A 25,080-nucleotide genomic window follows, 5' to 3' on the forward strand; every position below is an offset into this window, starting at 1 on the left:
AAAAAGTGAGCGCGGATCAATGCAAAAGTTTTCTTCTTTCGGCCATACACCCTCGGCGTTGTTCAAAAAATCACCGATGATGATAGGGCGGAAACCCACCTCCGATATGACTCAACCCAACCCGTATGGCATGGAGGCCCCCTTCCTCAGGATTCCGAACCGCCGCGTTTACGGACTTTTCGAGAAGGACTTTTTTCCACCTTAGCGTTGACGGTCTTTGCTTTGGCCCCCGGCTTTTTCACCGTCGGCCTCTTCTTTTTCGGCTGCAAAAAATTCTGCACCTGCTCCGCCGCGTCCCATCCCTCGGGTGCCTTGCGCGATTTGCTTTTCCACGGCATTCCCTTGGCAACCCAGGCCTCGCGGGCCTGCTCATCGGTCAGACCTCGGTCATCGTCGTCCACCCCAAACTGAAACCCGCAGCACGGACATATCTCATAAGATCCCCCGCCCGAAGCAGCCCGCGGTGGCTCCTTCAAATTCGCAAATCCACAGACAGGGCATTGAGGCATAATTGTTGGAAAAATTGGATTGAAAAAAGAGTGGGCGATCTATCGGGATGCTCGCCGGGTTAGACGAACTGGCTTGCCGGGTTGCCTTTCAAAATAGTCGCGACTGCCAGGTTTGAAATAAGTGCGGGCTTTGCCATCCCGTCGATACGCTGCAAAGGCCCGGGTCTTCGGATCGAACACCCGCACCGTGCCATCGGCATCGTCCAGCTTCGCAGGAAAACCTTCATCAATCGCCCGCTGCAAAAACAGCCACGCCTGCTGCGCATACTCCTCCGCACTGCGCGACTGGAAATCGGGACCATGCCTTTCATAGTGGTCTTCCAAAGAATCCAGACTCCCCCAAATCGCCCGCAACGGTGGCACCTTGAGCGCAGGCGATTGAGTCGGCTTCGGCTTTGACTCTTCGATTGCCGGACCAGGAGGACCGCGAGGCGGTGCATCGTTTTCAATCATTGGCTGCGACGGCGCTCCGGCCCCCAAAGTCGCAAACTGACCCTCCTTCAACACCCGCCGGGCCGTTCCCACATTAAAATAATAGACCGTCGCCGGCTTCAATCCCTCCAGCTTCACTTCGTGATGGGTGGTCACACCGCCACCCGCCGCTGTCTGAGTCTGCAACTGATCCTTAGACACCCCAAACCTCACGCGGGAACCGCTCTCCCCGCTGGTCTTCCAACGGACCACCGCACCTTTTTCCGAAACTTCGACATGCGGACCATCCACCACCTCAACCGCCAAGGCCACCCCCATCAGCGGAAGCATCCAAATCCAAATCATGGCAAGCAGATGGAAAAACAGTCGCTGCATCGAACGACCATACCCAAGCCATTTGCGGTGACAAGCAATGATCTTTCAATTTCCTCTTGCACGAATCCCAACACCGCGCATACTCACCTTCCCGTTTTCGGGAATGGCTCAGTAGCTCAGTCGGTAGAGCAGAGGATTGAAAATCCTCGTGTCGGCGGTTCGATTCCGTCCTGAGCCACATCAATTTTAGAATGTGGCTTCCCTGTCAGGCATCGTGCCGACAGGTTTTTTTGTGCCCCCATGCACAACGCTGAGAAAAATTCGGACTGGTCATTGCCACACCATCGTAACTCAGTTAGATGTTTACCATTCCAGCCTGATCGCTCACCATGGCCCGCACGTTAAATCTCACTCTCAAAATCTGGCGTCAATCCAGCACCAACGCCAAAGGCACTTTCCAAGACATCAACGCCAGTGCCATTCCTGAAACGGCGTCGTTCCTTGAGATGCTCGACATCGTCAATGAGCGCATCATCAGCAACGGTGGTGATCCGATCGCCTTCGACCACGACTGTCGCGAAGGCATCTGCGGGACGTGCTCACTCGTCATTAACGGCAATCCGCACGGACCCGAGCGCTCCACCACCACCTGCCAGTTGCACATGCGCAAGTTCAACGATGGCGACACCATCTGGATCGAACCCTTCCGCGCCAAAGCTTTTCCTGTCATCAAAGACCTCGCCGTCGACCGCAGTGCTTTTGATCGCATCGTGCAAGCCGGTGGCTTCATCAGCGTGCGCACCGGCACTGCCCAGGACGCCAACTCCCTCCCTATTTCTAAAGAAGCCGCCGACTCCGCCATGGACGCCGCTGAGTGCATCGCCTGCGGAGCGTGCGTCGCCGCCTGTCCGAACTCCAGCGCCATGCTGTTCACCTCAGCGAAGGTCGGCCAGCTAAACACGCTTCCTCAAGGCCAGCCCGAAAAACATCGTCGCACCGCCGCCATGGTGCAGACCATGGACGAATCCGGCTTCGGCAATTGCAGCAATCATTACGAATGCGAAGGTGCCTGCCCAAAAGACATCAGCGTGAAGTGGATCGCCAAAATGAACCGCGACTACACCCTCGCCACCGCCCATCACTCCATCACCGCCCCGATTGCCAAAGCTGGTGGCGAAGGTTAATCAGAAGTGATGCCGATGATACATCGGCCTTCATGGAGAACCGGAGAGCCGATGGGTCATCGGCATAAAATCAGCTTCATCGTGAAAGCGGCATTCCCGATCACCCCTCCCGAATCCCCGGAAACACCGGATGCTCGATCTGCACCCCCTTCAAATCCGCAGGCACCAATCGGCCCTCGTCAAAATTGCATGGCGATAACAATACCGTATAAACATCGCCAGGCTTAAACTCCGGAGTGCCATCGAGTGGTTGCGTAAACGCCAGCACCCGCCTCCCATTCGGCAACTCCGCATGGTAGGTGCGTTCGCTCAATACCTCGGTAATCACCACTGGCGCTTGAATTCGGATATCACTCATGGTTTGTCTCGTTGGTCAGGTTGCGCTTCATTGTCAGTTTTCACCGAAGTTGTATCCGTCCGCTCCTCCGCTTCATTCCATTTGATCTTGGCGCTGGCAACAATGGTTTCGACCGTCAACAAATCCAGTGCCCTCTGCAACACCTCATCCCGCAATGGCGGTTCGTCACTGGGGAGCTTCTTGCCGCTGCTCTTCTGCACATAATCGTCCAGTTCCGGATTCCCGCCATGCACCAAAGCCGCTTCATTGTATCGCGGTCTCACCTGATCCATCACAAATGGTTTCATGCTCTTGCCACGGCTTTTTTCGATGATCCGCTCCACCTCCCCGCGATGCATCTTCAACTCAAAATTCGGCACCAACCCTTTCTTGAAGATTGACCCATCGCTCGGCAGCAACATCTCGGCACTCGCATAACGCAAATTCATCTTCTCATCCAATGGCAGTTCCGTATACCTCACGGTCGATCCCTGCGTCTTCTCACCGATCAATAACACCCGTCCGTGCTCATGCAGCGCCGCCGCCAACGTCTCTGCCGCATTGCCCGTAGCACGGTCCATCAAGATCACCACCTCCCCCTCCCAGAGAGGGGCTCCTCTCGACACAAAAAGCTCTGCCTCTCCTTCCCCCAACTGACGCAGCTTAAACATCACCTCCCCCTCCGGCACAAAGCACTGCAACATCAGCGCCGCCTCTTCAAACAATCCCACGCCACCAGCCCGCAAATCCACAATCAACCGCGTGGCGGATTTGCCCACCACGTCCTTCAAAGCCGCCGCAAACATCTCCCCTTCCCCCTCACCAAAACTTTCCGGCCTTAAATAAGCCACCCCCGGCGCGAGAAATTCCGCATGCACCCCACTCTTCACCTTTTCCTCGACCTCATCCACCGACACCAGATCCGCTCCAAAATCCAAACGTTCCAACAACCCCTGCAACGCCGCACGATTCAGCTCTTCAAAGGTGAGATCCTCGCGACGAATGTAATCGCGGCGCAATAACTGAAAAGCCGACTGCACCGCATTTTGCGAAAGCCCATCCACCGGATTCCCCTCCTCCGCCTGCAACCGATTTGCAGACGTCAAACCCATCATCAACAACCAAATCCGGCAGCAAATCCCATTCAGCCTCGTCATGATCGCCATCATACCCCTCCCCAAGACTCGCGCCACGAGAACTTGCCAATTGCACAACATCGCTTATTTCTCCCCCATGCGTCGAATTCTGTCACTTTCACTTCTGTTCGCCACCGTCTCCCTTTTCAACTCCTGCGCCACCACCGAATACGGCTCCTCCCGGGAACCTGATGCCCCTGCCGTTTACATCCCACGCGATCTTGACGAAACCGAACGCCGCCTGGTGTATGACGTCGAACGCGTCCTCACCCGCGCCGGCTATCGCATCTCCAGTGGCCGCTCGGCCGAATACGAACTCGACTTCCGCATCGAATCCGGTCCGATCAACACCGACACCAACCTCCGACTCCTTCACGAAGGCCGCGAGATCGTCAGCGCCTACGCCCGCAGTTCCGGCATTCTTGCCCGCGAGCAAACCGTTCGCGACTCCTTCGACAAATGCCTCTACGAATTCGAGGCCCAGGTGCCCCGTCCCACCATCAGCCGATACGATTCCGGCCCAGGTCCCGGCCCCTTGCTAGACGACCGCTCCAGCTACTTCCGCGAGTCCGATCGTGGCCTTCACCGCCAGTCTTACGATCGTGGTCCAAGCGGCGGTTACGGCTACTAAATGACTCCCATCAATGATCGCCTACCAAGTCACCCTCAACGGCGAGGTTGTATCGACAGCCGGGCTGACTGAGGGGGTGGTTTCTGGCATCGCGAACTGGGTGTTTTTACCGAGCGGGAAAGCATCCGATCCGACTGACAACTGGCACGCTTCATTTTCCCTGGGCGGACTGGATCACAGAACGGACGAACATCTTCAATTGTTTCGAACCAACCTGAAGCTGGGGGACGAAATTACATTAAAACTTGTTGAGGTTGAACAAGTTGACAGCCCATCTGAGCCACTGTTCACCAAATCAAAAGAAAAAATAAAGCGAATCCTGGACGAAGAATTTAAAGTTGAGCAAGCAGCTCAACCCCAGTTCCCCGGCACAACGAAATAGGGGAGCACACGCATCTTGCGTGTCGTTCTCGGCATCTTGCCGGGAACCCGGACGCGAAGCGCCTTACGGCAATCCCAACAGTCGCTTCAATTCTGCCAGCAGGAACGTCGTATTGTCGAACGGTTGATAGCCCACATCCTGCCAGCGCACCTTTCCGTGGCCATCGAGCAAGAACGTTCCATGCAGCGGCGACTGCTCAAAATCATCATGGCATCCCCATGCCTTGAACGCCTCCAGCTTGGCATCAGCCAGCAACTTCACACGCGGCTCATTCTCCGACCCAATCAGCTTCGCGGTCCGGCCCAAATCCGCCGGTGATTCGTTGCCAATGGCCACCATCTCCACCCCTGCTTCCTTGAACTTCGCCGCCGTTTCATGGAATGCCTTCAATTGCGACACGCAATGTGAACACTCCCCGCTCAAATAGAAAAACACCAGCACCGGCTTGCCGGCAAAATCCTCCGCCACCTCACGCACCACCCCGTCCGCATCCGCCGCCTTCAGTTCTTTGGCAGCCACCGGACTCCAGTGCAGCGGACCCAATGAATCCAATGCCGGACGATCCGCTCCCTCCTTGCTGACCTCCACCGACTTGCGCCATCCTCCTTCGATCCCTAACTCCACCGATGCTTCATCCAGCTTCTTGCTGAACGGCAAATCCGTATCCATCGCCGCACCAAGCTCACCCACCTTATCAAAAACCTTCAAAGCCTCCTCACGCTTTCCATACCCAAGCAAAATCTCCACCCTCAGCGCCTGACCGGCCGCATCCGTGGGCAGCTTGTTCGCCATTTCGATCGCCTTCTCCTGATTGCCTAAACGCTGATGATATCGCGCCAAGCGGTCATTCGGCACCCCCTTCAACGCTTCCAACAACTTGACGATCTGCTCCTTGGGCTTTTTCGCCATCATCATCTCCAACACCCGCAACTCCGCCATCGCCTGATCCTCCAACGATGGCTCAGCCTCCTTTTTCTCGGTCGCTGGCTTGTCCTTTTTCTCCTTCTCCGTTTCTTTTTTCTCCGCCACTTTTTTCGGTGCCGATTTTTTCAGCGATCCCGCCTTCGCCACCGTCTTGGCCAATCTCGCCTGATCTCCACTAAAAAATGCCGCAACACCCATCGCCCTCAATCTCGCAAACTCATGACTCCGATTCGCCGTGACATCCAGCAACGATGACCCGTCCAGCTCCAGCACCTTTTCCCAAAGCTCAAACTTCAACAACGTCTCCAGCAACCGCGTCCGACCATACGACGCCGCCGAGTTTTTCTTCTCCAAAGTATTCCCATTCGGGTGCTGCGGCATGCTCAACAGATTCTTCGCCAGCTCCACACTTTCCTCCGCGCGACCAAGATCATTCCAAACCCGGATCAGCCACTCCGCATTGTGCGCATAGTTGTGAATCTGATCCGTCAACACCCTCGACCGCGCCACATAAGCATGATCCACCCTCAGCGCCGCCTCCTGCGCCCATGCCGAATCCCGAGCACGACTCGTCTTGCTGTAGGTATGCGCCGGCATGTGCCACATGTGCGCAATTCCCGGAGCACTCTGACCACACAACGCCGCCGAATTCAGCGCCCGCTTCGCTTTGCCCGTGTCCCACAAATGAATCCGGTAATGATGCGCCGGATGCATCGGCTCCTTTTCCAAGATCCCTTTCAAAATCCCATCCACCGCTTCCCGACTCACCATCGGCACTCCACCATCCTTTGCTTTCCAGATCGCCCAAGCCAAAAACGCCCGAGCCTCCAGATCCTCCGGATGCTCCTGCACCACCGACTCCAAATCCTCAATGAAGCCCAGATGCCGATCCTTCGCCTCCCGCTTGGCACTGTCATAAAACCGGTTCAGCGCATCGATCCACATCACCTCCCGCGCCGAGGCCTTCCTTTTGAGTTTCATCGCCTCCGCAATGAACCCCTTAGCCCGCTTTTCATTGTTCACATTCGCCATCGCACATCCCCAAAAAGCCATCGCACACTCCGGGTCCAGCATGGCCACCTGCCGGAACGAACGCTCTGCCTCATAATACCAAAACCCATGCAACTGCCCCACGCCCTGATTGAAAAACCGTTGGGCCTCCGCGTTCTTCGTGCTGATCGGGAAATTCACCTTGCCCATCCCTTCCATCAACACCGCCCGCTGTCGTGGCCCCTCGTTGAACACCTCCCCATGCGAAGAATGCCCCGGCAACACCTCCTCACCGTGAAGAGGAAACGAAAAGCCCAAACACAACATCATCCATCCAACGCGCATTCGATGATAACGCTCACACTCATTCAAACATGTCAAGATTCATCCTTTAGCCCTTCGCCTTTATCCTTTCTCCCTTGCTCCCCCCCGACCCCCTGTGCTAAACGTAACGGTTCGCGTCGTCACGGCGCGTGTTTTGATCCGCTTATTATCTCATGCCTGGTGCCGCCGAAGTAGAATCTTTCCTCAGTCTGTTTGATGCCCCCACCATCACCGCCGCAAGGCAGTTGGTTGAAACTCGCAGGACCCGTATCCTGAAGCACGGAGCCGAAAACTTCCTCGCCGAAATCTCCTTCGAGGACGAAATCATCCAGGCCACCTTCAAAAAACACAAACAAATCTGGTCCGGCAACACCGACGCCACCGGTGCCCAACACAAAATCGCCCTCTGTGCCGCCATGCTCGAGGCCGAAATGACCCACGGCCAGTTTGGCGGCACCGAACCCCAGCTCAGCCTCACCGAGATCGTCGAAGACAAACTCTCCCGCAAACTTGCCGCCACCGAAGAGCAATACCTCGCCAAGGTCGAAAAACGACACGAACGCTACCAGGCTCTCGGCGAAATCCACGATCACGACCTCGTCCGACTCAACTCCCGCTGGCCCATCCAAAGTTACGAACCCCTCAAACTTTGGCCAAAACCCCCCAAAGACGTTCTCGAATTCTGGAACTACCTTGCCGCCGCCCTCGTCGACCGCAAACTCACCTACCCCGCCTTCCTCGAAAGCGTCACCGACCTCGCCGGCACCAACGCCAAACTCGACGCCTGGAAACAAGCCGAAGACCTTCCCCGCTGGGCCGAACTCATCCGCGAATTCAGCCAGCGCGAAAACCCCACCCTCACCGAGGCCGAACTACGCCTCATCATCACCCCCGCCGAAGCGCGCTTCCAGCTCCACGACCTCGAACAGGACAAATGGCGCACCCTGGTTGAAGACGAGCTCGACCAGTTCCTCGCCCAAGACCGCCTCAACGCCCTCCGCCTGCCCCTTCCTTCGCGCATCCTCATCGAATCCGCCGCCCGCTGGATTCCGCGTCAACTTCAGCCCATCATCCGACTCGAAGAACACGACGCCGCCCACTGGCTCGCCTCGCTCCTCACCCAACCCGAACTCAGCCACCACCTCGTCAGCCTCAACGAAACCCCCTTCCGCCAGTCACCCAGCCCGCTGAACTGGACCGCCGAAGAGGTCCCTGCCGAAGGCCCACGCGCCGCCACCATCATCCTCCATCTGCGCGATGGTGAAGGCAACGAACCCCAAAAGCCCCTTCGTTACCTCCCCGCCGCCCAGCCTCTTTACCTCGCCTCCGACACCCTCTATCGCGGTCCCGCCAACTTTGAAGAAGGCACCCAGGCGCAAACCTCCATCGAAATCCCCCTCCAGGCCCTCGCCAGCGAAGAAGGCATCCAGTTCCTTAATAAACTCGGCATCGACCTCCCGCCCAACCTCGCCCAAAAAGTCACCCGCGAGACTTTCAACGTCCGACTCATCGCCAAATGCCTCCCCAAGGCTGAACAGGGCTCCACCGAACACGCCAGCATCAGCGTCGAGGCCACCAGCTCCAACGGCCTCCTCACCCAGCGCCTGCGCGGCCGCCGCTGGGAAATGCAGGAACAACTCCGCGCTCCCGACGACACCATTCCCTGCTACGACCGCAATACCCTCGACATTGCCATTCCGCTCGTCGAAGGCATCAAGGGCACTTACGACCTCGAACTCGACGCCTTCCGCGTCCGCGTCACCAAAACCTTCCCCCAACAATTCGAAACCTGGGCCCGCTCCCTCCCTGAAACCGTCACCCTGCAAACTGACGACCGGCTTCAGTCGATCCTCGAAGACCCGCTCACTGCCAAAGTCCGCCTCGAAGTCAACGAAACCGGCATGGACTGGTTCGACCTCCGCCTCGTTTTTGACATCGAAGGCCTCGAACTCAAACCCGCCGAAATCCGCCGCCTTATCGCCGCCCGCGGTGGTTACGTCCGTCTCGCCGACGGCACCTGGCGCTCCGTCAAACTCGAACTCAGCGAAGAACAACAAGACGCCTTTGCCGCCCTTGGCATCGACCTCAACGACCTCTCCGACGAAGCCCACCCCATTCACGCCCGTCAACTCGCCCTGCAGCAACGCAGGGAACTCCTCCCGCCCGAACTCTGGGACACCGTCCGCGAACGCCTCAACTCCCTCGACCTTCAGACCAAACCCGACGTTCCCGCCGAACTCAACGCCACCCTCCGTCCCTATCAGGTCGAAGGTTTCCAGTTTCTCGTCTACCTCGCCATCAACCGCTTCGGCGGGGTTCTTGCCGACGACATGGGTCTCGGCAAAACCATGCAGTCCATCACCTGGATGCTCTGGTTGCGCAATCACGCCATTGCCGAAGGCCGTCCCCTCAGTCCGATTCTCGTCGTCTGCCCCAAATCGGTCCTCGACGTCTGGGCCATCGAAATTGCCAAAGCTGCCCCCAGCCTACGCGTCCAGGTCTTGCGCGAAAAAGACACCCTCAACATTGAGGAAACCAAGGCCAACATCGACGTCCTCGTCCTCAATTACGCGCAACTCCGCGCCTGCATTGAAGACCTCTCCAAGGTCCCCTGGCTCGCCGCCATCCTGGACGAAGGCCAGCAAATCAAGAATCCCGACTCCAAAGTCGCCAAAGCCGCCCGCCTCCTCCAAGCCCAGAACCGCCTCGTCCTCACCGGCACGCCCCTTGAGAACCGCCTCCTCGATCTCTGGTCGCTCATGACCTTCGCCACCCCTGGTGCCCTCGGTGACCGCGCCTACTTCCAGAAGCACTTCGACCGACGCAAAGACGACCGCGCCGCCGAGCGACTCAGCGCCCGACTCCGCCCCTTCATCCTGCGCCGCACCAAGTCCCAGGTTGCCCGCGACCTCCCCCCACGCTCCGAAGAATCCATGCTCTGCGAACTCAGCGGCATCCAGGAACAACTTTATCGCGAGCAGTTGGCCAACGCGCAGCACATGATCCTCACCGCCACCGGTGCCGATGCCCTCAGCAAACGCCGCTTCGCGATTCTCCAGGCGATCACCCGACTCCGTCAAATCTGCTGTCACCCCGCCCTTGTTCAGCCCGACGCCATCAACGAAGAAAGCGCCAAGCTCAACGCCCTCATGGAACTCCTCGACCAGCTGCACGACGAAGGCCACAAGGTCCTCGTCTTCTCGCAGTTCGTCACCATGCTCAAAATCATCCGAGACAAACTCATCGAACTCGACCGCCCCCACCACTGGCTCACCGGAGCCACCCAAAACCGCGCCGAGGTCGTCGAAAGCTTCCAGAACACCCCCGACCCCAGCGTCTTCCTCCTCTCCCTCAAAGCCGGTGGCAGCGGCCTCAACCTCACCGCCGCCAGCTACGTCGTTCTCTACGACCCCTGGTGGAACCCCGCCGTCGAAAACCAAGCCATCGACCGCGCCCACCGCATCGGCCAGACCCAACCCGTCATGGCCTACCGTCTCCTGGCGAAAAACACCATCGAAGAAAAAATCCAGCGCCTCCAGCAGCAGAAACAATTCATGTCCCAAGACGTCCTCGGCAGCGAAAGCTTCTCCCGCTCCCTTGATCGCGCCGACCTCGAATACCTCTTCGGCATCGGCGATCCACCCGACGACGCTCACACTGCGGATTGATTCCTCTAAAAGTAGAAGGTTCGTTCCGAGCCATGCATAAGTAATTGACTATTTTAATGGTCAATTTATCATGCACTATGACCGTGCTCGAATCTACCGAGCGGCAAATCGCCGTTTCACAATTCAAAGCCCACTGCACCGAAGAACTCCGGTCGGTTGAAGAGGATGGCATCACACTCATCATCACCCGTCACGGCAAAGCCATCGCCCAGATCTCCCCGCCATCGTCAAAGAATATCCCCACCATCGCTGAATGGATTGGTTCAGGCAAAAAATTCACCCTGGCCTCGGACGAGATGGTGAACTCATTCGATTCCCCCACTTGGAAACCTCACGACTGGGAGCAAAAACCCGCCCAAACTCTTGATCCGATGGACAACTGATCCCATGCAGGCCATCAACTATCTTCTCGATACCAACGCATGGTTCCGGCTATTTGACCGCCCCGAACAAATTGCTCCCAGCACCATTTCCCTCTTAAGAACCGAAAACGTTCTCGCCCTCTCCAGCATCAGCCTCATAGAGGTTGCCCAAAAAAACGCCTCCAAACGAGGTCCTCTGTTCACGCTGCCAATTGACCGATGGTTCCTTGCGGCGCTGCCATCTCAACGAATCAAAATTTTCGACATCACCCCCGAAATCGCAGCCAAGACCTACGACCTCGGCCCAGATTTCCACGGCGACCCAGCCGACCGCATCATCGCCGCTACCGCCATCATCCACAATCTCGTTCTTGTCACCTCAGACGAGTTGCTGCTATCCAACCCCCTTATTCAAACCCTGGCCACGAATTCTTCAGGTTGAACAATAATCTCGCCACCCCCAATGGGTGGCTCGGTGAACTGCGCAATCAACCCATCCACTCAAGGCACCCTAGGAAACTTGGAAAAATCCGGTTTCCTTTTTTCTACAAACGCGTTCTTCCCTTCCTTTGCTTCTTCGCTCATGTAATAAAGCAAGGTCGCATTGCCTGCCAGATCCAGCAGTCCCATCTGACCATCGCAGTCCGCGTTCAAAGCCGACTTCAAACAACGCAGGGCCAGCGGGCTGTGTTGCAGAATCTCCCTCGCCCACTTCAAGGTCTCCTCTTCCAGCTGCGCCAGCGGCACCACCGTGTTCACCAAACCCATGTCGAGCGCCTGCTGCGCATCATATTGACGACACAAATACCAAATCTCCCGCGCTTTCTTCTGTCCCACGATCCGCGCCAGATAGCTGCTGCCCAATCCGCCGTCAAACGAACCCACCTTCGGACCCGTTTGACCAAAGCGCGCGTTGTCTGCCGCAATGGTCAGATCACACACCACATGCAAGACATGACCGCCACCAATGGCATAACCCGCCACCATTGCGATGACCGGCTTCGGAATTCCACGAATCTTCTTCTGCAAATCCAACACGTTCAATCGCGGCACTCCATCGCCACCCACATAACCCGCATGTCCCCTTACCTTCTGGTCGCCACCAGAACAAAACGCATCCGGACCTTCGCCCGTCAGGATCACCACTCCGACCTCTGGATCTTCATGGGCAATGTCAAAAGCCTGCAACATCTCCTGCACCGTCAGCGGCCGGAATGCATTGCGCACCTCAGGCCGGTTGATGGTGATCTTGGCCACACCATCGCTGGTCTTTTCCAGCTTGATGTCAGTGAAGTCTTTGACGGTGGTCCACATAGGAGAAAGGGATAAGTGAAAAGAGAAAAGTAATAAGTGCCTGATCAAACTTGCCGCCTTGATCACGCAACCGCCTGCTCCATGATCCGGTTCACGCGATTGATCATGGCCTGCGTGTCATCCAGCAAACCGGCTGACATCAATGCATTGTCGAGCAACTGCTCGGCCACCAACTCGGCCAGCTCCACATTGCTGTCCTTCAAACCAAACAGTTTCAGCGCGATGGCATGCGACGGATTGATTTCGAGGATCACCGAAGGACCACCAAAATCCTCGTTCTTCAGCGCCTTCATCATCTGGCGCATCTGCGGCGTCATCTCGCCATCCGGCACCACTGCCATCGAAGGACTGCTCACCAGGCGTTTGCCCGCACGCACTTCCTGCACACGCGTGCCGAGCTTCTCCTTCACCCATGCGCAAAGGGTCTCGGTGTCTTCTTTGCTCAAGGTCTGGCCATCCGGGTTGTTGTCGCCCAGATCCACTTCGCTCGAATTGACGGCTTGCAATGGTTTGTCGCTGAACTTGCCCAGGGCACTCACGACATAGTCATCGATGCTCTCGAATAGATACAGAACCTCAAATCCTTTGCTCTTGAAAGCCTCAAGATAGGGACCGCTTTCAATCGCTGCACGACTCGGAGCAATCTGATAATAGATCGCCTTCTGCTCTTCCTTCATGCGCGACACGTAAGTGCCCAGGCTCACCACCTCGCCCGGCTCGGTCAACGATGACTCGAAACGCAGCAGCTTGGCGATGGTCTCCTTGTTCTCGAAATCCGTCGCCACGCCTTCCTTGATGAAACGTGAAAAATCCTTGTAAAACTCCGCATACTTCTTCGCATCGCCATCCGCCTCGCGCTCGAGAAACTTGATCACGCGGCCCTGCACCACACTGGCCAGTTTGCGAAACAATGAGCTGTCCTGCATTGATTCACGCGAGATGTTCAATGGCAGATCTTCGCTGTCGACCACACCGCGAATGAAGCGCATCCACTCCGGCAGGAATTTCTTTGGTTTCGCATCGATCAACACCCGACGGCAATACAAGGAAATTGCCGGTTCCATCTGACCCATGCCGAACTGCTCCGGATTGTGGGATGGCGCAAACAACAACGCATTGATGCTCAACGGCGCATCCGCATTGAAGTGGAACGTGTATTTCGGATCATCAAACGCGTGGGCGGCAAACTTGTAGAACTCCTTGTATTGCTCCTCGGTCACCTCGCTCTTGTTCTTCAGCCACAACGCTTCAATCGTGTTGATGCGCTCCCCGTTCAGCAAAATCGGGAAGGTCACAAAGTTCGAATACTTCGCGAGGATCTGCTTGATGCGCTCAGGTTTGGCAAACTCCACCGCATCGTCCTTCAACTGCAAAACCATTTTGCAGCCTCGGTTCTGGCCTTCCACTTCCTCAATGGTGTATCCGGTCGCGCCATCGCTGGTCCACACCAAGTGTTCGCCATCCTTGCGCCATGAGTGCGTGTAAACCTTCACCTCACTCGCCACCATGAAGGCGGAATAAAATCCCACACCAAACTGGCCGATCAGATTGTGCGCCCCGTCCTTGCCGGACTCCTTGAGCGCGTTCACAAATGCCTTTGAACCGGAATGGGCGATGGTGCCAAGATTCTCCACCAACTCCGCGCGCGTCATGCCGATGCCATGATCGGCAATGGTCAGCGTCTTCGCGGTTTCATCCGTGGTGATGCGGATCTCCAAAGGCAGAGCCTCATCGAAAATGTCCTTCTCGGTCAGTTGCAGAAGGCGCATTTTTTCCAGCGCATCAGAGGCGTTGCTCACCAGCTCACGCGCGAAAATTTCGCTGTCTGTGTAAAGCGAATGAATGACGATGTCGAGAAGTTGCCGGACTTCGGCCTGGAACTCATGGGTGGGAACTGCGGTGCTCATAGATGGTCAATAGAGAAAATGGTAAGAAGAATCCGAAAAGTCGGGCCATGACCATAATCAAGAACCGGCCACGATCAACCCCCTGTTGAATCAACGTGGGTCGAACCCGCCTTTCCAATTTACGGAATGGCGTGTCGATCAAGACGCTCTGTCTGACTCGAAAAGTGATTGCGGAATTTTTATGCCGACATATTCAGTGAAAATGATTTTTCGACGTCTGCGAGAGGAACTTCGTGCTCACGCGAGCAAAAAAATGGCAAAACTCCGATCCATTGAATCGAGGTTGGAAAAAATCGAGGCCAGACAAAAGCAGATCGTTGAGCAGCAAAAACGCCTAGGCGACATCCCTTTGTCGGTTTATCTGGGCGATGGCGTCGTCCTCACACGACTGCACTCAGGCCATCGAATCTATCTTTCCGCCAACGATGCGACCATCGCTGCCTCATTGATCACCCATGGTCGATGGGAACACTGGATTGAAACCGAGATCCGATCGAGGGTGAAGCCGGGCATGAAGGTTCTCGATGTCGGGGCCAATCACGGATACTACACGCTCATCATGGGTTCCATGGTGGGTCCTGAAGGGCACGTGTTCGCCTTTGAGGCAAACCGCGATCTTTCGCGGTTGTTGTCGAAATCCCTCTGTGCCAACGGATTGCAACAATCGGTCACCCTCTGTGAACAAGCTGCGTTCTCTCACGCCACCGAGCTTTACCTACATTTCGATGCCGAGTATTCCGGCGCGGGCTCGGTCTCGGAGGCTGGAACCTCCACCTCAGTCGCTGTTCCAGCCGTGCCGGTGGACGACGTGATTCCCGATGATGTCGAGCTCTCGTTCGTGAAAATTGATGCGGAAGGAAGCGAATACCATGTGCTTCAAGGCATGCGCAAAGTGCTTGCCCGCTCAACGCAATTGACCATGATCATCGAATTTTATGCCCCATGGGTCGCCCCCCACATGGATCCCTTGGCTTACCTGCAAAAATTCACCGCCGATGGCTTTACGATCCGATGCCTGTGGGAATCGGGACCAACCGGAACTTTGAGCGCCGAGCAAGTCCTCCAACAAACCGGAAAAGACGGCGTCAGCTATCTGTTGTTGGAACGATGATAGGTTCCTCACCCCGCACCCTTGACCGCGCACGGTTCCGAGATCTTCGAAATCCACCCAAAAATGGACATAAAAAAACCCGCGTCATGCGGGTGGAAAACCACGGTGGTGGAGCATAGCGGATTCGAACCGCTGACCTCTTCAATGCCATTGAAGCGCTCTACCAACTGAGCTAATACCCCGTTTCCCCGTAGAAAAGTGGAAGAACAGATTAGCGAGAGCACGCTGTCTGACAAGTGAATTCTTCAATTTTACTTCAAATGTGCGAAACATGGCGCGCACTGCTCGGAAGCATCGGGGCACAAAAAAACGATGCCGGGCTCCGGCATCGTTTTTAGTGAAACGGGATCAAGTGATCCCATCAAGGAGCAGGGCTCGCGGCAGCTTCAGCCTTCGCGCGGCGGGCTTCACGATCCTTCTTCATGCTTTCAATGCTGGCATTGGCTTTTTTGATCTGATCCTGGGTAAGCTTGCCGGCAACTTCCGCAAGAGCACCTTTGGCGACTTCGTTTTTCGGATCAACGTCAGCAGCCTGACTGAAGAAGATATAAGCGCGCTCGTAGTCGGGCTTGGGCTCTTCTCCTTTGGCGACCATCACACCGCGGAAATAAAGATTACCAAGGCGAAGAAGGGCTTCCTGACGCACACCATCAGCAGCGTTCGGCGCGTCCGCAGCTTGCATATAAGAATCAGCGGCGGTGTAAAACGGCGTGGCTTTGTCTCCTGCCATGTTGACGCCTGCTTCAGTGAGCTTGGCGTAATTCAGATGACCTTCAGGCAGGCCGGCTTGTGCGGCACGTGAAAACCATCCGGCGGCGGCGATGGGATCTTTGAGGGTGCCTGCGCCGTTGAGGTAATAAAGTCCGACTTTCTGCATGGCGAGCGGAACTCCGGCCTGGGCGGCTTGCTGGAAGCTGGTGAAGGCCTTGGTCATGTCGCGGTCAACGGTGCGGCCCTGCTCGTAGAACATGCCCACATTAAAGCTGGCGATGGGAAGATTGTTCTGGGCGGCGGCGCGGTAGAGATTGAGGGCGGTGGCCGCGTTGGCGGGGAGGTCGATTTTTTCGTCTTTGGGATCGAGATCGACACCATTGTTGAACATGTTGGCCAAAACAAATTGGGCGAGAGAGTCATTGCCCTGGGCGGCCTTGGTGTAGTTTTCGACAGCCTTCTGGAAGTCTTTGGTAACACCACCGAGTCCGTCCTGATACACACCAGCCATCTTGCGCAGACCCACAGGATTGTTCTTCTCGGCCAAGGATTGAAACTTGGCGACAGCGGCTTTGGCGTCAGCAGGAATCTCTTTGGCTCCAATTTTTCCACCTTGGAACAGCAGGGTGCCCAGGGTGTCGAGTCCACTGGCACTGCCGAGTTCGGCCGATTTGTTGAGCCACTCCCAGGCTTTCTCGCCATCAAGGCTTTCTTTGCCACCCTGACCACCATAGAACTGGCTCAGGTCGAATGCGGCGTCAGCGTCTTTTTCAGCGGCGGCAGTCTCAAGAAGTTTTTTGGCAGCTGCGGGATCGATTTTCTCACCGCCCATGCCGCGGAGGAGGACCTGGGCCATGTTGCGGCGGGCGCTGTTTTCGCCAGCTTCTGCAGCTTTCTTGATCATGTCCACCCCCTCGGTCTGGGTCGCTTGATCGCGACTGGAGGTTGCGAGCAGGGTGCCGTAGTTGTTCATGGCCTGAAGCTGGCCTTGTTTGGCGGCAAGCTCGAAATATCTGACGGATTGCTCGACGGCACCTTCCTGGTTGCTCTGGCGGCTGAGTAGGCCCATGGCGTATTGAGCGTCCTTGTCGCCCTTCTCCGCCAACTCGCGGATGGCGGTGTAGGCGGCGTTCAGTTCCGTCTGAACCGCTTCGGCTTTTTGGGTGTCAGCGATGTCGGCCAGGGCTTTTTCCAATTTCTCCACTTGGGCAACCATGTCGGGGCTGGGGTTTTTCCATTCGGAGGTATTCAGGCCGAGTGCGGCGGCCATGGCGACTAATTTTACGGAGATGAGGCTGTGAAGCATGGTTGGTTTTGGCTAGTTGAAATCGAACGTATAGACCACGACTTGCGTGGAAATGCTCATTATTGTCAAAAGCAATGTAAGGAATCAAGATGTTCCGTGATTTTGTCGGAAAAAATGCCGCCAGTCTTGTTTGGCATTGCTTTGGGTGGCGATTTATGGGGAACTGGACGGGTATGTTGACGAATGTGGACGCAACTTTGATGCAGGGCCGGGTGCATGGTCTGGCGTTGCGGCATCGTTTGATGCACAACTGGCGGGAGGGTCGTTTGATGCTGACCACAATCGTGTTGTTCATGCTGCTCTACATGGTAGTAGCCTTCGCGCTGGTGAACAAAGGCATGATCTTTGTGCATCGGTTGCCATTGATTGGTCCGGTGTTGACGGAGCGGATTCTGTTTCTGCTGTTCTTCTTTTTCTTTGTGATGCTGATTCTGTCGAATGCGGCGATTACCGGCATCGGATTGTTCCGGCGGCAGGAGACCGGATGGATGCTCAGCCTGCCGGTTCCGCATGCGAGTGTGGTGATGTGGAAAACGGTGGAGGGAATGCTGTTGTCGAGCTGGGGGTTGCTCCTGCTGAGTGCGCCAATCCTGGCAGGGTTCGGGGAGGCATTTGATGCTGGTCCGGCGTTCTATGTGGTGAGCGTGCCTGCGATTTTGTGTTTGATTGCAGTGGCTTCCAACGTGAGCACCTGGCTGCTGCTTCTGGTGATCCGGTTTTACCGACCCTGGTGGTTGAAGGTGGCGGTGGTGGTATTGGTGGTTTTGGTGGGGATGATCGTTTTCCAAATGCGCGATGCCCGCTCCACACGTCTCGTTTCCGGAGACGTGGCAGCCAATGCGAATCAGATCCTTCGCCACACCCAAATCTGTGCTCACCCCCTGCTACCGAGTTCATGGGTAGCGGAGACGGTGATCGCCGCAGGAAGATCGCTGACGGGAAAGGTCGTTTTCTACAACCTGATCCTCCTGAGCTATGCCTCCGCTGCATGGGTGCTCACTTCGTGGCTGGCAGGGAAATTGTTTTATCCAACGTGGAACCGTTCATTGCGGCGGGCGGAGCAAAAGCGTAAACGCAATGATGATCATGCCGGCCATCGATCATCCGGATGGCTGGATTGGGTGGGCGATCGTCTGGGCTGGGACAGGGCAACGCGGGCGCTGTTGGCCAAAGACGGCTACACGTTCATCCGCGAGCCGATGCAGTGGGGACAGTGTGCGCTGATTTTCGGTCTGCTGCTTCTCTACACCTCGAATCTCCGGCATCTGGGATACAACTACCGCGATTCGCTGTGGAGCGCGGTGATCAGCTATTTGAATCTCACGGTGTGCTGTCTGGCGATGTCGACGCTTACCACGCGGTTTGTATTCCCGCAATTCAGCCTGGAGGGACAACGCTTGTGGATTTTGGGACTGGCACCGTTCTCACTGAAAAAGGTGCTCAATCAAAAACTGGTGACGAATCTGGTCGCCTCCACTCCATTGACGGTGCTGCTGGTGGCGGTGTCGAGCTACAGTCTGGATCTCCCGATGCATCGGGCGCTGTTTTTCATCGCGCTGATCATGATGCTGACGGTCGGTCTGAATGTGTTGTCACTGTCCTTGGGGGTTCTGCTGCCCAATTTCAAGGAAACCAATTCCGCAAAGATCGTGTCCGGATTCGGCGGGACGCTGTGTCTGGTGCTGAGCTTCTTTTACATTGTGCTGGGAGTGACCATGGCGATCTACCCAACGTATCGGGAGCGAACTGGCGAGTCGCGCAAGACTCCAACCATGGAGCAGTTCTACGAATGGGAGTTCACCGCGATCGGAATGGTGGCAGCTCTCACCGTTGTAGTGGCTGGGATTCCCTACTTTTTTGCGCTACAGCGAACAAAAAGACTGGCAAAGTTAGGTAATCTGTAATATCTAGAAGGGTCAACAAAGATCCCTAGTATGGCACGAACCTCTCGAGAATTGTTTGCTGAAGATAATGTTCCGGTTCTCAGGTTTGAGGATTCTGACGATTTTCAGGCCGTGCGCGGATCATCGAATGGTCATGGAAGGGTCGATCCAATGCACGCGATGACTTCTGAAGATGACCCCTTTACCGAACTGAAGCACAAGCAGGAATCGCTGTTGCGTATCCGTCAAGAGTTGGAGAAAACTCAACGCGAAACGGAAGAGCTGGAACTGCGCAAGAACAAGGAGGAGCGTTTCTCCAATGGTCGGCGAGAAGTTTGTGAGCGACTGGCGCGTTCGTTGGCCAAGCTTGACCGTGAACTTTACAATTCTCAGAAGGCAATTGAAGAAATCTCAACGGCACGCGATTCGTTCCAGAGACATCTCGATGCGCTGCGCGACATTCATCCCGAGTCCTGGCATCGCGGTGCTTTGGAGGAGGAACTGGATCGCTCCATTGGAGCGGTGGAGGACGCGGAAGATGACTACTCAAAAGCCATTCGACGTCTGGCCACGGTGATGCCGATGCGTGAAGAAGGCGGTGCTTTTGCGGCGCTCGCCAGCGGCATGCTGCCTGCGGATTTCAAGGGCTGGATGCTGTTGGGATTCGCCTTCACTCTGCCGGTGATGCTCGCCGCGATTGGCGTGGTGATGTGGATCAAATATTTGCCTTAAGGAACACAAACCTGCCTACCCTGCTGCCATGTCTGCCAACAAACGCATTCGCAAACCATCCACAGCAAAAACCGCCAAGGATTTGCTGGCATTGGACATGCCTTCGACCGTGAGGAAACCCAAGGTTTTGAAGGACAAGGCAGAGCTGTTGAAAGATGAGGTGCACCGGCTGGAAGTGGCCATCGCCGCAACTTCGAAGGTTTTTTCGGAGCAGCGTCGGCGCCGCAATGATGATGAGCTGCCACCACCCGAGCGATCCGCCCCAAAACGTCGCGGTGAACAGCGTCTGACGCTCGCCCAAGCCAGTGAAAAACGCCGGGTGTTTTACATGCAAGTGCTGGAGTTCACCGTCACCGCACTGTTGTTTGTCGGCGCGTGCGCGTGGCTTTACCAGTGGTGGTTGAGCCGCTCGGCGAACTAGGGCTCGCTAGGTGCTGACGGACAACCGGGTTGTGTAACCAAGCAATTGTCCATGTCCCAACGGGACGACTCCTCTAAGTCCGGCACAAGGTGCCGGGATGTGATGAATCGTCCCAACGGATCGGAGAATTTGCCACGCACCATCAATCCCCGCATCAGCGGGTGACGGGTCGTTGATGAAGTCGTGAAACGGCACCTTCATGACTGGTGGTGAGACTGGAGCTGTCGTCCACACTGATCTGCAGATCGCGCACCAAGCCATTGTTGAGACGGTAGGTCCAGCCATTCACGGTGAGTTGTTGACCGCTCGCCCAGGCGTTTTCAACGACCGTCGTTTTACAGACATTGACGACCTGTTCAATGACATTCAACTCGCAAAGTCGGTCGACGCGATCCTTGTCATCTTCGATTTCGTTGAGGTGCTCCTGGTGCTTATCCGCAACAGACTGCACATGGCGCAACCAGTTGTCGATGAGTCCGAGTTTTCTTCTTTCCAGTGCCGCCTGAACGCCACCGCAACCATAGTGACCAACAACAAGAATATGCTTTACCTTGAGGACTTCGACGGCGTATTGAAGCACGCTAAGGCAGTTAAGATCGGTCTGGACCACTACGTTGGCAACGTTGCGATGCACAAACAATTCGCCGGGCATGAGACCCACGATCTCGTTTGCGGGCACGCGACTATCGGCACACCCAATCCAAAGGTATTCAGGTTCCTGCTGCGAGACCAGACGGCTAAAAAATTCGGGATCTTCCTGGCGGCGAGCCTCAGACCAGGCACGGTTTTGATCAATGAGAGGTTGGAGAGGACGATTGGTCATGGATGAGATCCATAGCACAGCCGCTGTCGGAGGAAAGTGGATAGATTCTGGCACCATCCCACTTGCGCCATGGCCCAATGCAGGCAGGTTTTGTCATGCCGCCTGACACCTCGCTCACTTTGCTGGCAGAAGATTTGTGGATCATCCACCACCCGCTGCACATTCTCGGGGCCAACTTTGGTCGCAACACCACCATCATCCGACTCAGCGATGCCCTGCTCATCCATTCAAGCGCACCGTTTTCAGAAGAAAACGTTCATGCCATCAATGCGCTTGGCACCGCGACATGGGCCATCGAAGCGACCCTGTTGCATGACACTTTCACCGACCGATTCTCCGCGAACTGGCCGACAATTCCCCTCTTTGCTCCTCAACAATTTAAGGTGGCCAATGCCATCAAGAACTACCCACTTTCCCCGCCCCCTGCTGACTGGAAGGATCACATTGATGTCTTAAAAATCGATGGGGTCCCTCAGTCCGAGGAGTATGCCATTTTTCATCGGGCTTCACGCACCTTGATCATGGCTGACATCGTCTTCAACCTCAGCCCTGGTTCGAATTTCTGGACGAAGCTTATCTTGCGCAGTCTCTCCGGCTTGAGACCAGAGCCAGATGTCAGCCGTCTGTTCCGAATGATCATCAAAGACCGCGCGGCGTTTTCGCGATCCATTGAACGTTTGATGGCGTGGGACTTCGACCGTGTCATCGTCGGTCACGGCAGAGTCATCGAAACCAATGGCAAACAAATCCTCGCAGGCATCTGGCGGAAACACGGCTTCATGCCCTGACCTAAAAAAACAGCCGACTCTCGTTCGACACGAGAGCCGGCTGTTTGAATTTTCAGATCTCGAAGATCAGAGTTTGGTGTATCCCACGCTCTCGCAAGGCATGTCCCAAAGACGCTTCAATTCATCGTCGAGTTTCATGATGCTGATCGACACGCCAGCCATCTCCTGACAGGTCACGATGCTGTCGACAATCGTGTGATGAATTTTCAGTCCGCGCGCCTCAAGAATCGGCTTGGCGGACTTCAACAGGATGAGCAATTCCATCATGTGGGTGCTGCCAAGGCTGTTCACGAACAACACAATTTCATCTCCGGCATTCAACTCCATGTCATCGCCGAAGATCAGGTCGAGCATCTTCGGAGCGAGTTCGTTCGCGGTGCACATCGGGATCAGCGCGATCCCCTTTTCGCCGTGGATGCCCATGCCAAGACCGATGACGTCATCAGCAAGATCGAAGGTGGGTTGTCCAGTCGCTGGAATGCTGCCTGGTTTGGTAGAAACTCCCACAGAACGGGTGTGATCGACCGCCTTTTGCGTGATGCGCACCAGCTCATCCAGCGTGTCTACCGTGGCCGCTGCCGCACCGGCAATCTTCACGATGGGCACCAGACCAGCAACGCCACGGCGTTTGTCTTTTTCAGAAGTCGGAGCAGAGGCCACATCGTCATTGATGATCACCGTGCGAACTTCAATGCCTTCTTCCTCGGCAAGCTCAGCGCCGATGTCGAAATTCATCACGTCACCCGCGTAGTTGCCATAAAGATAAAGCACGCCTTTGCCACGATTCACCGCCTGGGTGGCTTCGAGCACGATGTCTGGAGGAGGAGCCGCAAAGATGTCACCAACCGCCGCGCCATCGCCCATGTTTTTGCCCACCAAGCCGTGATAAATGGGCTCATGACCGGCACCGCCACCAATCAACAACGCGGGAGCATCCGGCCTCAGATCATTCATCACGATGCTGCGTTTGCCGACTTTACGGGCTTTGCCATCATAGGCGAGCACCAAACCTTCAAAGAGTTCATCGGCACAAGTGAGAGGATCGTTGATGATTTTTTTGGCGCTGTTGCTCATGAGGAAGTGGTTGGATTGGCAGAGGTTACGTTTTGGACGACCCCCTTTCTAGCGAGCACAACCCCGCTTGTCAAAGCGACAAACGCGCAGAAAGCGCCTGAATGGCCGAATCCAGTGGTTTAAACCCGGAACAATGCGCCCAATTTTTTGCCCAAAATGAGGCCCGCTCCCAGCAACGTTACCCCCAGGAAGAGCATGGCCCAAACCCCCAACGCGGCAGCAAGAAATGGTCCCGTTCCCAGCGCGCCCACCAGAGAATAGATCGCTTTCGTGATCGGATAATGCGTGGCCTGTTGCGCCAGGATCATCGAATCCGAGACCTCAAGCATGGCAAATGAAAACGCCAAAAGGCCACCGGCGATCAGGTTGGGCAAAATCAATGGCAAAGTCACTTTCCACAGCGCTTTCAAAGGTGGACAACCCAAATTTTGCGCCGCTTCCTCCAGCGTTGGACTCACCTGCTGGAATCCCGCACTCGCCGATCGCACCACATACGGCAGGCGCCGAACCGCGTAGGCCACGATCAACAACAACACCGGATCTTCGCCGATCATCAACCAGTGAAAAGGCTGCCCTTCCCGAGCCATGGCCAAATACCCAAACGCCAGCACCAGACCCGGCACCGCCAGCGGCAGCATTGCCATCGCATCCAGCAACTGCCTCCCCCAGATCTTCGTCCGCACATTCACATAAGCCACCCCGATGCCCAGAACCAAATCCAGCAAGGTCGCAAATGACGCATACTTCAGGCTGTTGGAAATCGCCGTGAGGGTCAGCTCATGACTCAACGCGCCGGAGTAATGAGCCAGCGTCAGCCCTTCAGGGAAAACGGTTTGATACCAATCGGTCGAAACCGACAACATCAACACCCCGATATGCGGAATCACCGCCGCTCCGATGCACAACACAAAACTCATCGTGCAAAGCCAGGCCCCCAGCGGCTTCGGCCGGATCATCTCGCGACCCATCGTTGCCCGTCCACCGCCACTCGCATTGCCCCGCTCAAACATCAGTTTGCTGGTGGCATACATCAGCGTCGTCAAGGTCAGCAACACCACCACCAGCGCATACGGAAACGGGTTTCCGCTCAGGTCCTTGATCGCATTAAAAATCTGCACACTGGTCACCATCTGGTAATCAAACACCAGCGGCACGCCCAATTCCGTGAAACCCCAGATGAACACAATCGTGCCCCCTGCAAAAACTCCGGGCATGATCAGCGGCAACGTCACCTTCCAAAACCGTCGCCAAGGGGGACACCCCAGATTCGCTGCCGCATCTTCCAGCGCCGGATCAAGATTCGACAACGCCGCCGTCACATTCAAATACAGGATCGGATACAAATGCAGCACGTTCATGATGATGATGCCCACCATCTGCCCCTGCCCCAGCCAGTCCACCGGATGCTCCGGGTCCATCAACCCAATCTGCATCAAAAAACTGTTGATCGAACCCGCCTGACCCAGCATCGCCCGCACCCCGATTGCGCCCACAAACGGCGGAAGGATCATCGGCACCAGGATCAGCGAATTCAGCAACGGCTTGCCCGGAAACTCATAACGCGTGAACACCAGCGCCAATGGCACCGCCACAATAAGGCATCCGAGGGTCGTGAACGATCCCATGATCAGCGAATTCCACAACCCTTCGCGATAAACCGGATTGCGAAAAACCTCCCACACATACTCCAGCGTAAAGCCACCCTTCGTCGACACAAAAGCGACCTCCAGCGTGCTCCAGATCGGCATCAGAAAGAAGCACGCAAAAAACAGCGTCATCGCTCCGAAAACCGACCATGTGAAAGAACGAGACATCG

The 25,080-nt window shown here is 56.0% G+C and carries 22 protein-coding genes and 2 tRNA genes; 12 read left to right on the forward strand and 12 right to left on the reverse strand.

The genetic code is table 11. The annotated features are described in order from the left end of the window. Positions 1-146: 146 nt before the first annotated feature. Complete coding sequence (locus tag FEM03_RS16005; protein ID WP_206171040.1) at positions 147-509, reverse strand: hypothetical protein; 363 nt, start codon at positions 507-509, stop codon at positions 147-149. Between the two features lie 39 nt (positions 510-548). Then, complete coding sequence (locus FEM03_RS16010) at positions 549-1,286, reverse strand: fibronectin type III domain-containing protein (RefSeq protein WP_166442905.1); 738 nt, start codon at positions 1,284-1,286, stop codon at positions 549-551. Positions 1,287-1,421: 135 nt separating this feature from the next. On the opposite strand from FEM03_RS16010, the gene FEM03_RS16015 reads away from it, so the two are divergent. Together FEM03_RS16015 and FEM03_RS16020 are read left to right on the forward strand one after the other, a co-directional pair. Further along, positions 1,422-1,494, forward strand: a tRNA-Phe gene (locus FEM03_RS16015). Positions 1,495-1,645: 151 nt separating this feature from the next. Then, a complete protein-coding gene (locus FEM03_RS16020; RefSeq protein ID WP_138087287.1) occupies positions 1,646-2,440 on the forward strand; it encodes a succinate dehydrogenase/fumarate reductase iron-sulfur subunit in 795 nt (264 codons plus the stop codon). A gap of 100 nt (positions 2,441-2,540) precedes the next feature. Here the strand turns inward: FEM03_RS16020 and FEM03_RS16025 are convergent, their stop codons facing one another. Together FEM03_RS16025 and FEM03_RS16030 are read right to left on the reverse strand one after the other, a co-directional pair. Beyond that, a complete protein-coding gene (locus FEM03_RS16025; protein ID WP_138087288.1) occupies positions 2,541-2,798 on the reverse strand; it encodes a hypothetical protein in 258 nt (85 codons plus the stop codon). Then, entirely contained in the window at positions 2,795-3,934 is a 1,140-nt protein-coding gene (locus FEM03_RS16030; RefSeq protein WP_166442906.1) for a S41 family peptidase, read from the reverse strand. Before FEM03_RS16030 ends, FEM03_RS16025 begins: the two co-directional genes overlap by 4 nt. Before the next feature lie 76 nt (positions 3,935-4,010). Here FEM03_RS16030 and FEM03_RS16035 point away from each other — a divergent pair, with 76 nt between their 5' ends. After that, positions 4,011-4,544, forward strand: coding sequence for a hypothetical protein (locus FEM03_RS16035; protein ID WP_138087290.1), 534 nt, complete (start codon positions 4,011-4,013; stop codon positions 4,542-4,544). Positions 4,545-4,557: 13 nt separating this feature from the next. Then, positions 4,558-4,926 carry a hypothetical protein gene (locus tag FEM03_RS16040; RefSeq protein WP_138087291.1) on the forward strand — a complete coding sequence of 123 codons (369 nt, stop codon included), beginning with the start codon at positions 4,558-4,560 and terminating at the stop codon, positions 4,924-4,926. 63 nt (positions 4,927-4,989) lie between these two features. Here FEM03_RS16040 and FEM03_RS16045 read toward each other — a convergent pair whose 3' ends face one another. After that, positions 4,990-7,185, reverse strand: a complete 2,196-nt coding sequence (locus tag FEM03_RS16045) for a peroxiredoxin family protein (RefSeq protein WP_138087292.1) — start codon at positions 7,183-7,185, stop codon at positions 4,990-4,992. Positions 7,186-7,337: 152 nt separating this feature from the next. Between FEM03_RS16045 and FEM03_RS16050 the strand changes: the two genes are divergently transcribed. The 3 genes from FEM03_RS16050 to FEM03_RS16060 all read left to right on the forward strand — a co-directional run bounded on the left by FEM03_RS16050 (position 7,338) and on the right by FEM03_RS16060 (position 11,636). Then, on the forward strand, positions 7,338-10,832 hold the full coding sequence (locus FEM03_RS16050; RefSeq protein WP_138087293.1) for a DEAD/DEAH box helicase: 3,495 nt from the start codon (positions 7,338-7,340) through the stop codon (positions 10,830-10,832). 77 nt (positions 10,833-10,909) lie between these two features. Next, complete coding sequence (locus FEM03_RS16055) at positions 10,910-11,215, forward strand: type II toxin-antitoxin system Phd/YefM family antitoxin (protein ID WP_206171041.1); 306 nt, start codon at positions 10,910-10,912, stop codon at positions 11,213-11,215. Between the two features lie 4 nt (positions 11,216-11,219). Further along, a complete protein-coding gene (locus FEM03_RS16060) occupies positions 11,220-11,636 on the forward strand; it encodes a type II toxin-antitoxin system VapC family toxin (protein ID WP_138087295.1) in 417 nt (138 codons plus the stop codon). 59 nt (positions 11,637-11,695) lie between these two features. Here the strand turns inward: FEM03_RS16060 and menB are convergent, their stop codons facing one another. Together menB and htpG are read right to left on the reverse strand one after the other, a co-directional pair. Further along, entirely contained in the window at positions 11,696-12,508 is an 813-nt protein-coding gene (gene menB / locus FEM03_RS16065) for a 1,4-dihydroxy-2-naphthoyl-CoA synthase (RefSeq protein WP_138087296.1), read from the reverse strand. Positions 12,509-12,570: 62 nt separating this feature from the next. Then, a complete protein-coding gene (gene htpG, locus FEM03_RS16070; RefSeq protein WP_138087297.1) occupies positions 12,571-14,415 on the reverse strand; it encodes a molecular chaperone HtpG in 1,845 nt (614 codons plus the stop codon). A 283-nt stretch (positions 14,416-14,698) separates the two neighbouring features. Here htpG and FEM03_RS16075 point away from each other — a divergent pair, with 283 nt between their 5' ends. Beyond that, positions 14,699-15,526 (forward strand): FkbM family methyltransferase, encoded by an 828-nt coding sequence (locus FEM03_RS16075; protein WP_166442908.1) that lies wholly within the window; start codon positions 14,699-14,701, stop codon positions 15,524-15,526. A 106-nt stretch (positions 15,527-15,632) separates the two neighbouring features. Here the strand turns inward: FEM03_RS16075 and FEM03_RS16080 are convergent. Next, positions 15,633-15,708: transfer RNA gene (locus FEM03_RS16080), tRNA-Ala, on the reverse strand. A 179-nt stretch (positions 15,709-15,887) separates the two neighbouring features. Beyond that, positions 15,888-17,543, reverse strand: a complete 1,656-nt coding sequence (locus tag FEM03_RS16085; protein WP_138087299.1) for a tetratricopeptide repeat protein — start codon at positions 17,541-17,543, stop codon at positions 15,888-15,890. A 173-nt stretch (positions 17,544-17,716) separates the two neighbouring features. Between FEM03_RS16085 and FEM03_RS16090 the strand changes: the two genes are divergently transcribed. From FEM03_RS16090 to FEM03_RS16100, 3 genes are all read left to right on the forward strand, one after another. Continuing rightward, positions 17,717-19,447, forward strand: coding sequence for a putative ABC transporter permease subunit (locus FEM03_RS16090; RefSeq protein WP_166442909.1), 1,731 nt, complete (start codon positions 17,717-17,719; stop codon positions 19,445-19,447). Positions 19,448-19,606: 159 nt separating this feature from the next. Beyond that, positions 19,607-20,158, forward strand: coding sequence for a hypothetical protein (locus FEM03_RS16095; protein ID WP_138087301.1), 552 nt, complete (start codon positions 19,607-19,609; stop codon positions 20,156-20,158). Between the two features lie 28 nt (positions 20,159-20,186). Continuing rightward, positions 20,187-20,579 carry a hypothetical protein gene (locus FEM03_RS16100; protein ID WP_138087302.1) on the forward strand — a complete coding sequence of 131 codons (393 nt, stop codon included), beginning with the start codon at positions 20,187-20,189 and terminating at the stop codon, positions 20,577-20,579. A gap of 154 nt (positions 20,580-20,733) precedes the next feature. Here FEM03_RS16100 and can read toward each other — a convergent pair whose 3' ends face one another. After that, positions 20,734-21,402 (reverse strand): carbonate dehydratase, encoded by a 669-nt coding sequence (gene can, locus FEM03_RS16105; RefSeq protein WP_138087303.1) that lies wholly within the window; start codon positions 21,400-21,402, stop codon positions 20,734-20,736. A 95-nt stretch (positions 21,403-21,497) separates the two neighbouring features. Here can and FEM03_RS16110 point away from each other — a divergent pair, with 95 nt between their 5' ends. Further along, a complete protein-coding gene (locus tag FEM03_RS16110; protein ID WP_138087304.1) occupies positions 21,498-22,190 on the forward strand; it encodes a DUF4336 domain-containing protein in 693 nt (230 codons plus the stop codon). A 66-nt stretch (positions 22,191-22,256) separates the two neighbouring features. Here the strand turns inward: FEM03_RS16110 and FEM03_RS16115 are convergent, their stop codons facing one another. After that, a complete protein-coding gene (locus FEM03_RS16115; RefSeq protein WP_138087305.1) occupies positions 22,257-23,264 on the reverse strand; it encodes a dihydroxyacetone kinase subunit DhaK in 1,008 nt (335 codons plus the stop codon). Between the two features lie 119 nt (positions 23,265-23,383). Further along, positions 23,384-25,078, reverse strand: a complete 1,695-nt coding sequence (locus FEM03_RS16120; RefSeq protein WP_206171042.1) for an ABC transporter permease — start codon at positions 25,076-25,078, stop codon at positions 23,384-23,386. Positions 25,079-25,080: the final 2 nt, after the last annotated feature.

Source organism: Phragmitibacter flavus (assembly GCF_005780165.1).
In the GTDB taxonomy this organism is placed as follows: Bacteria; Verrucomicrobiota; Verrucomicrobiia; order Verrucomicrobiales; family Verrucomicrobiaceae; genus Phragmitibacter; species Phragmitibacter flavus.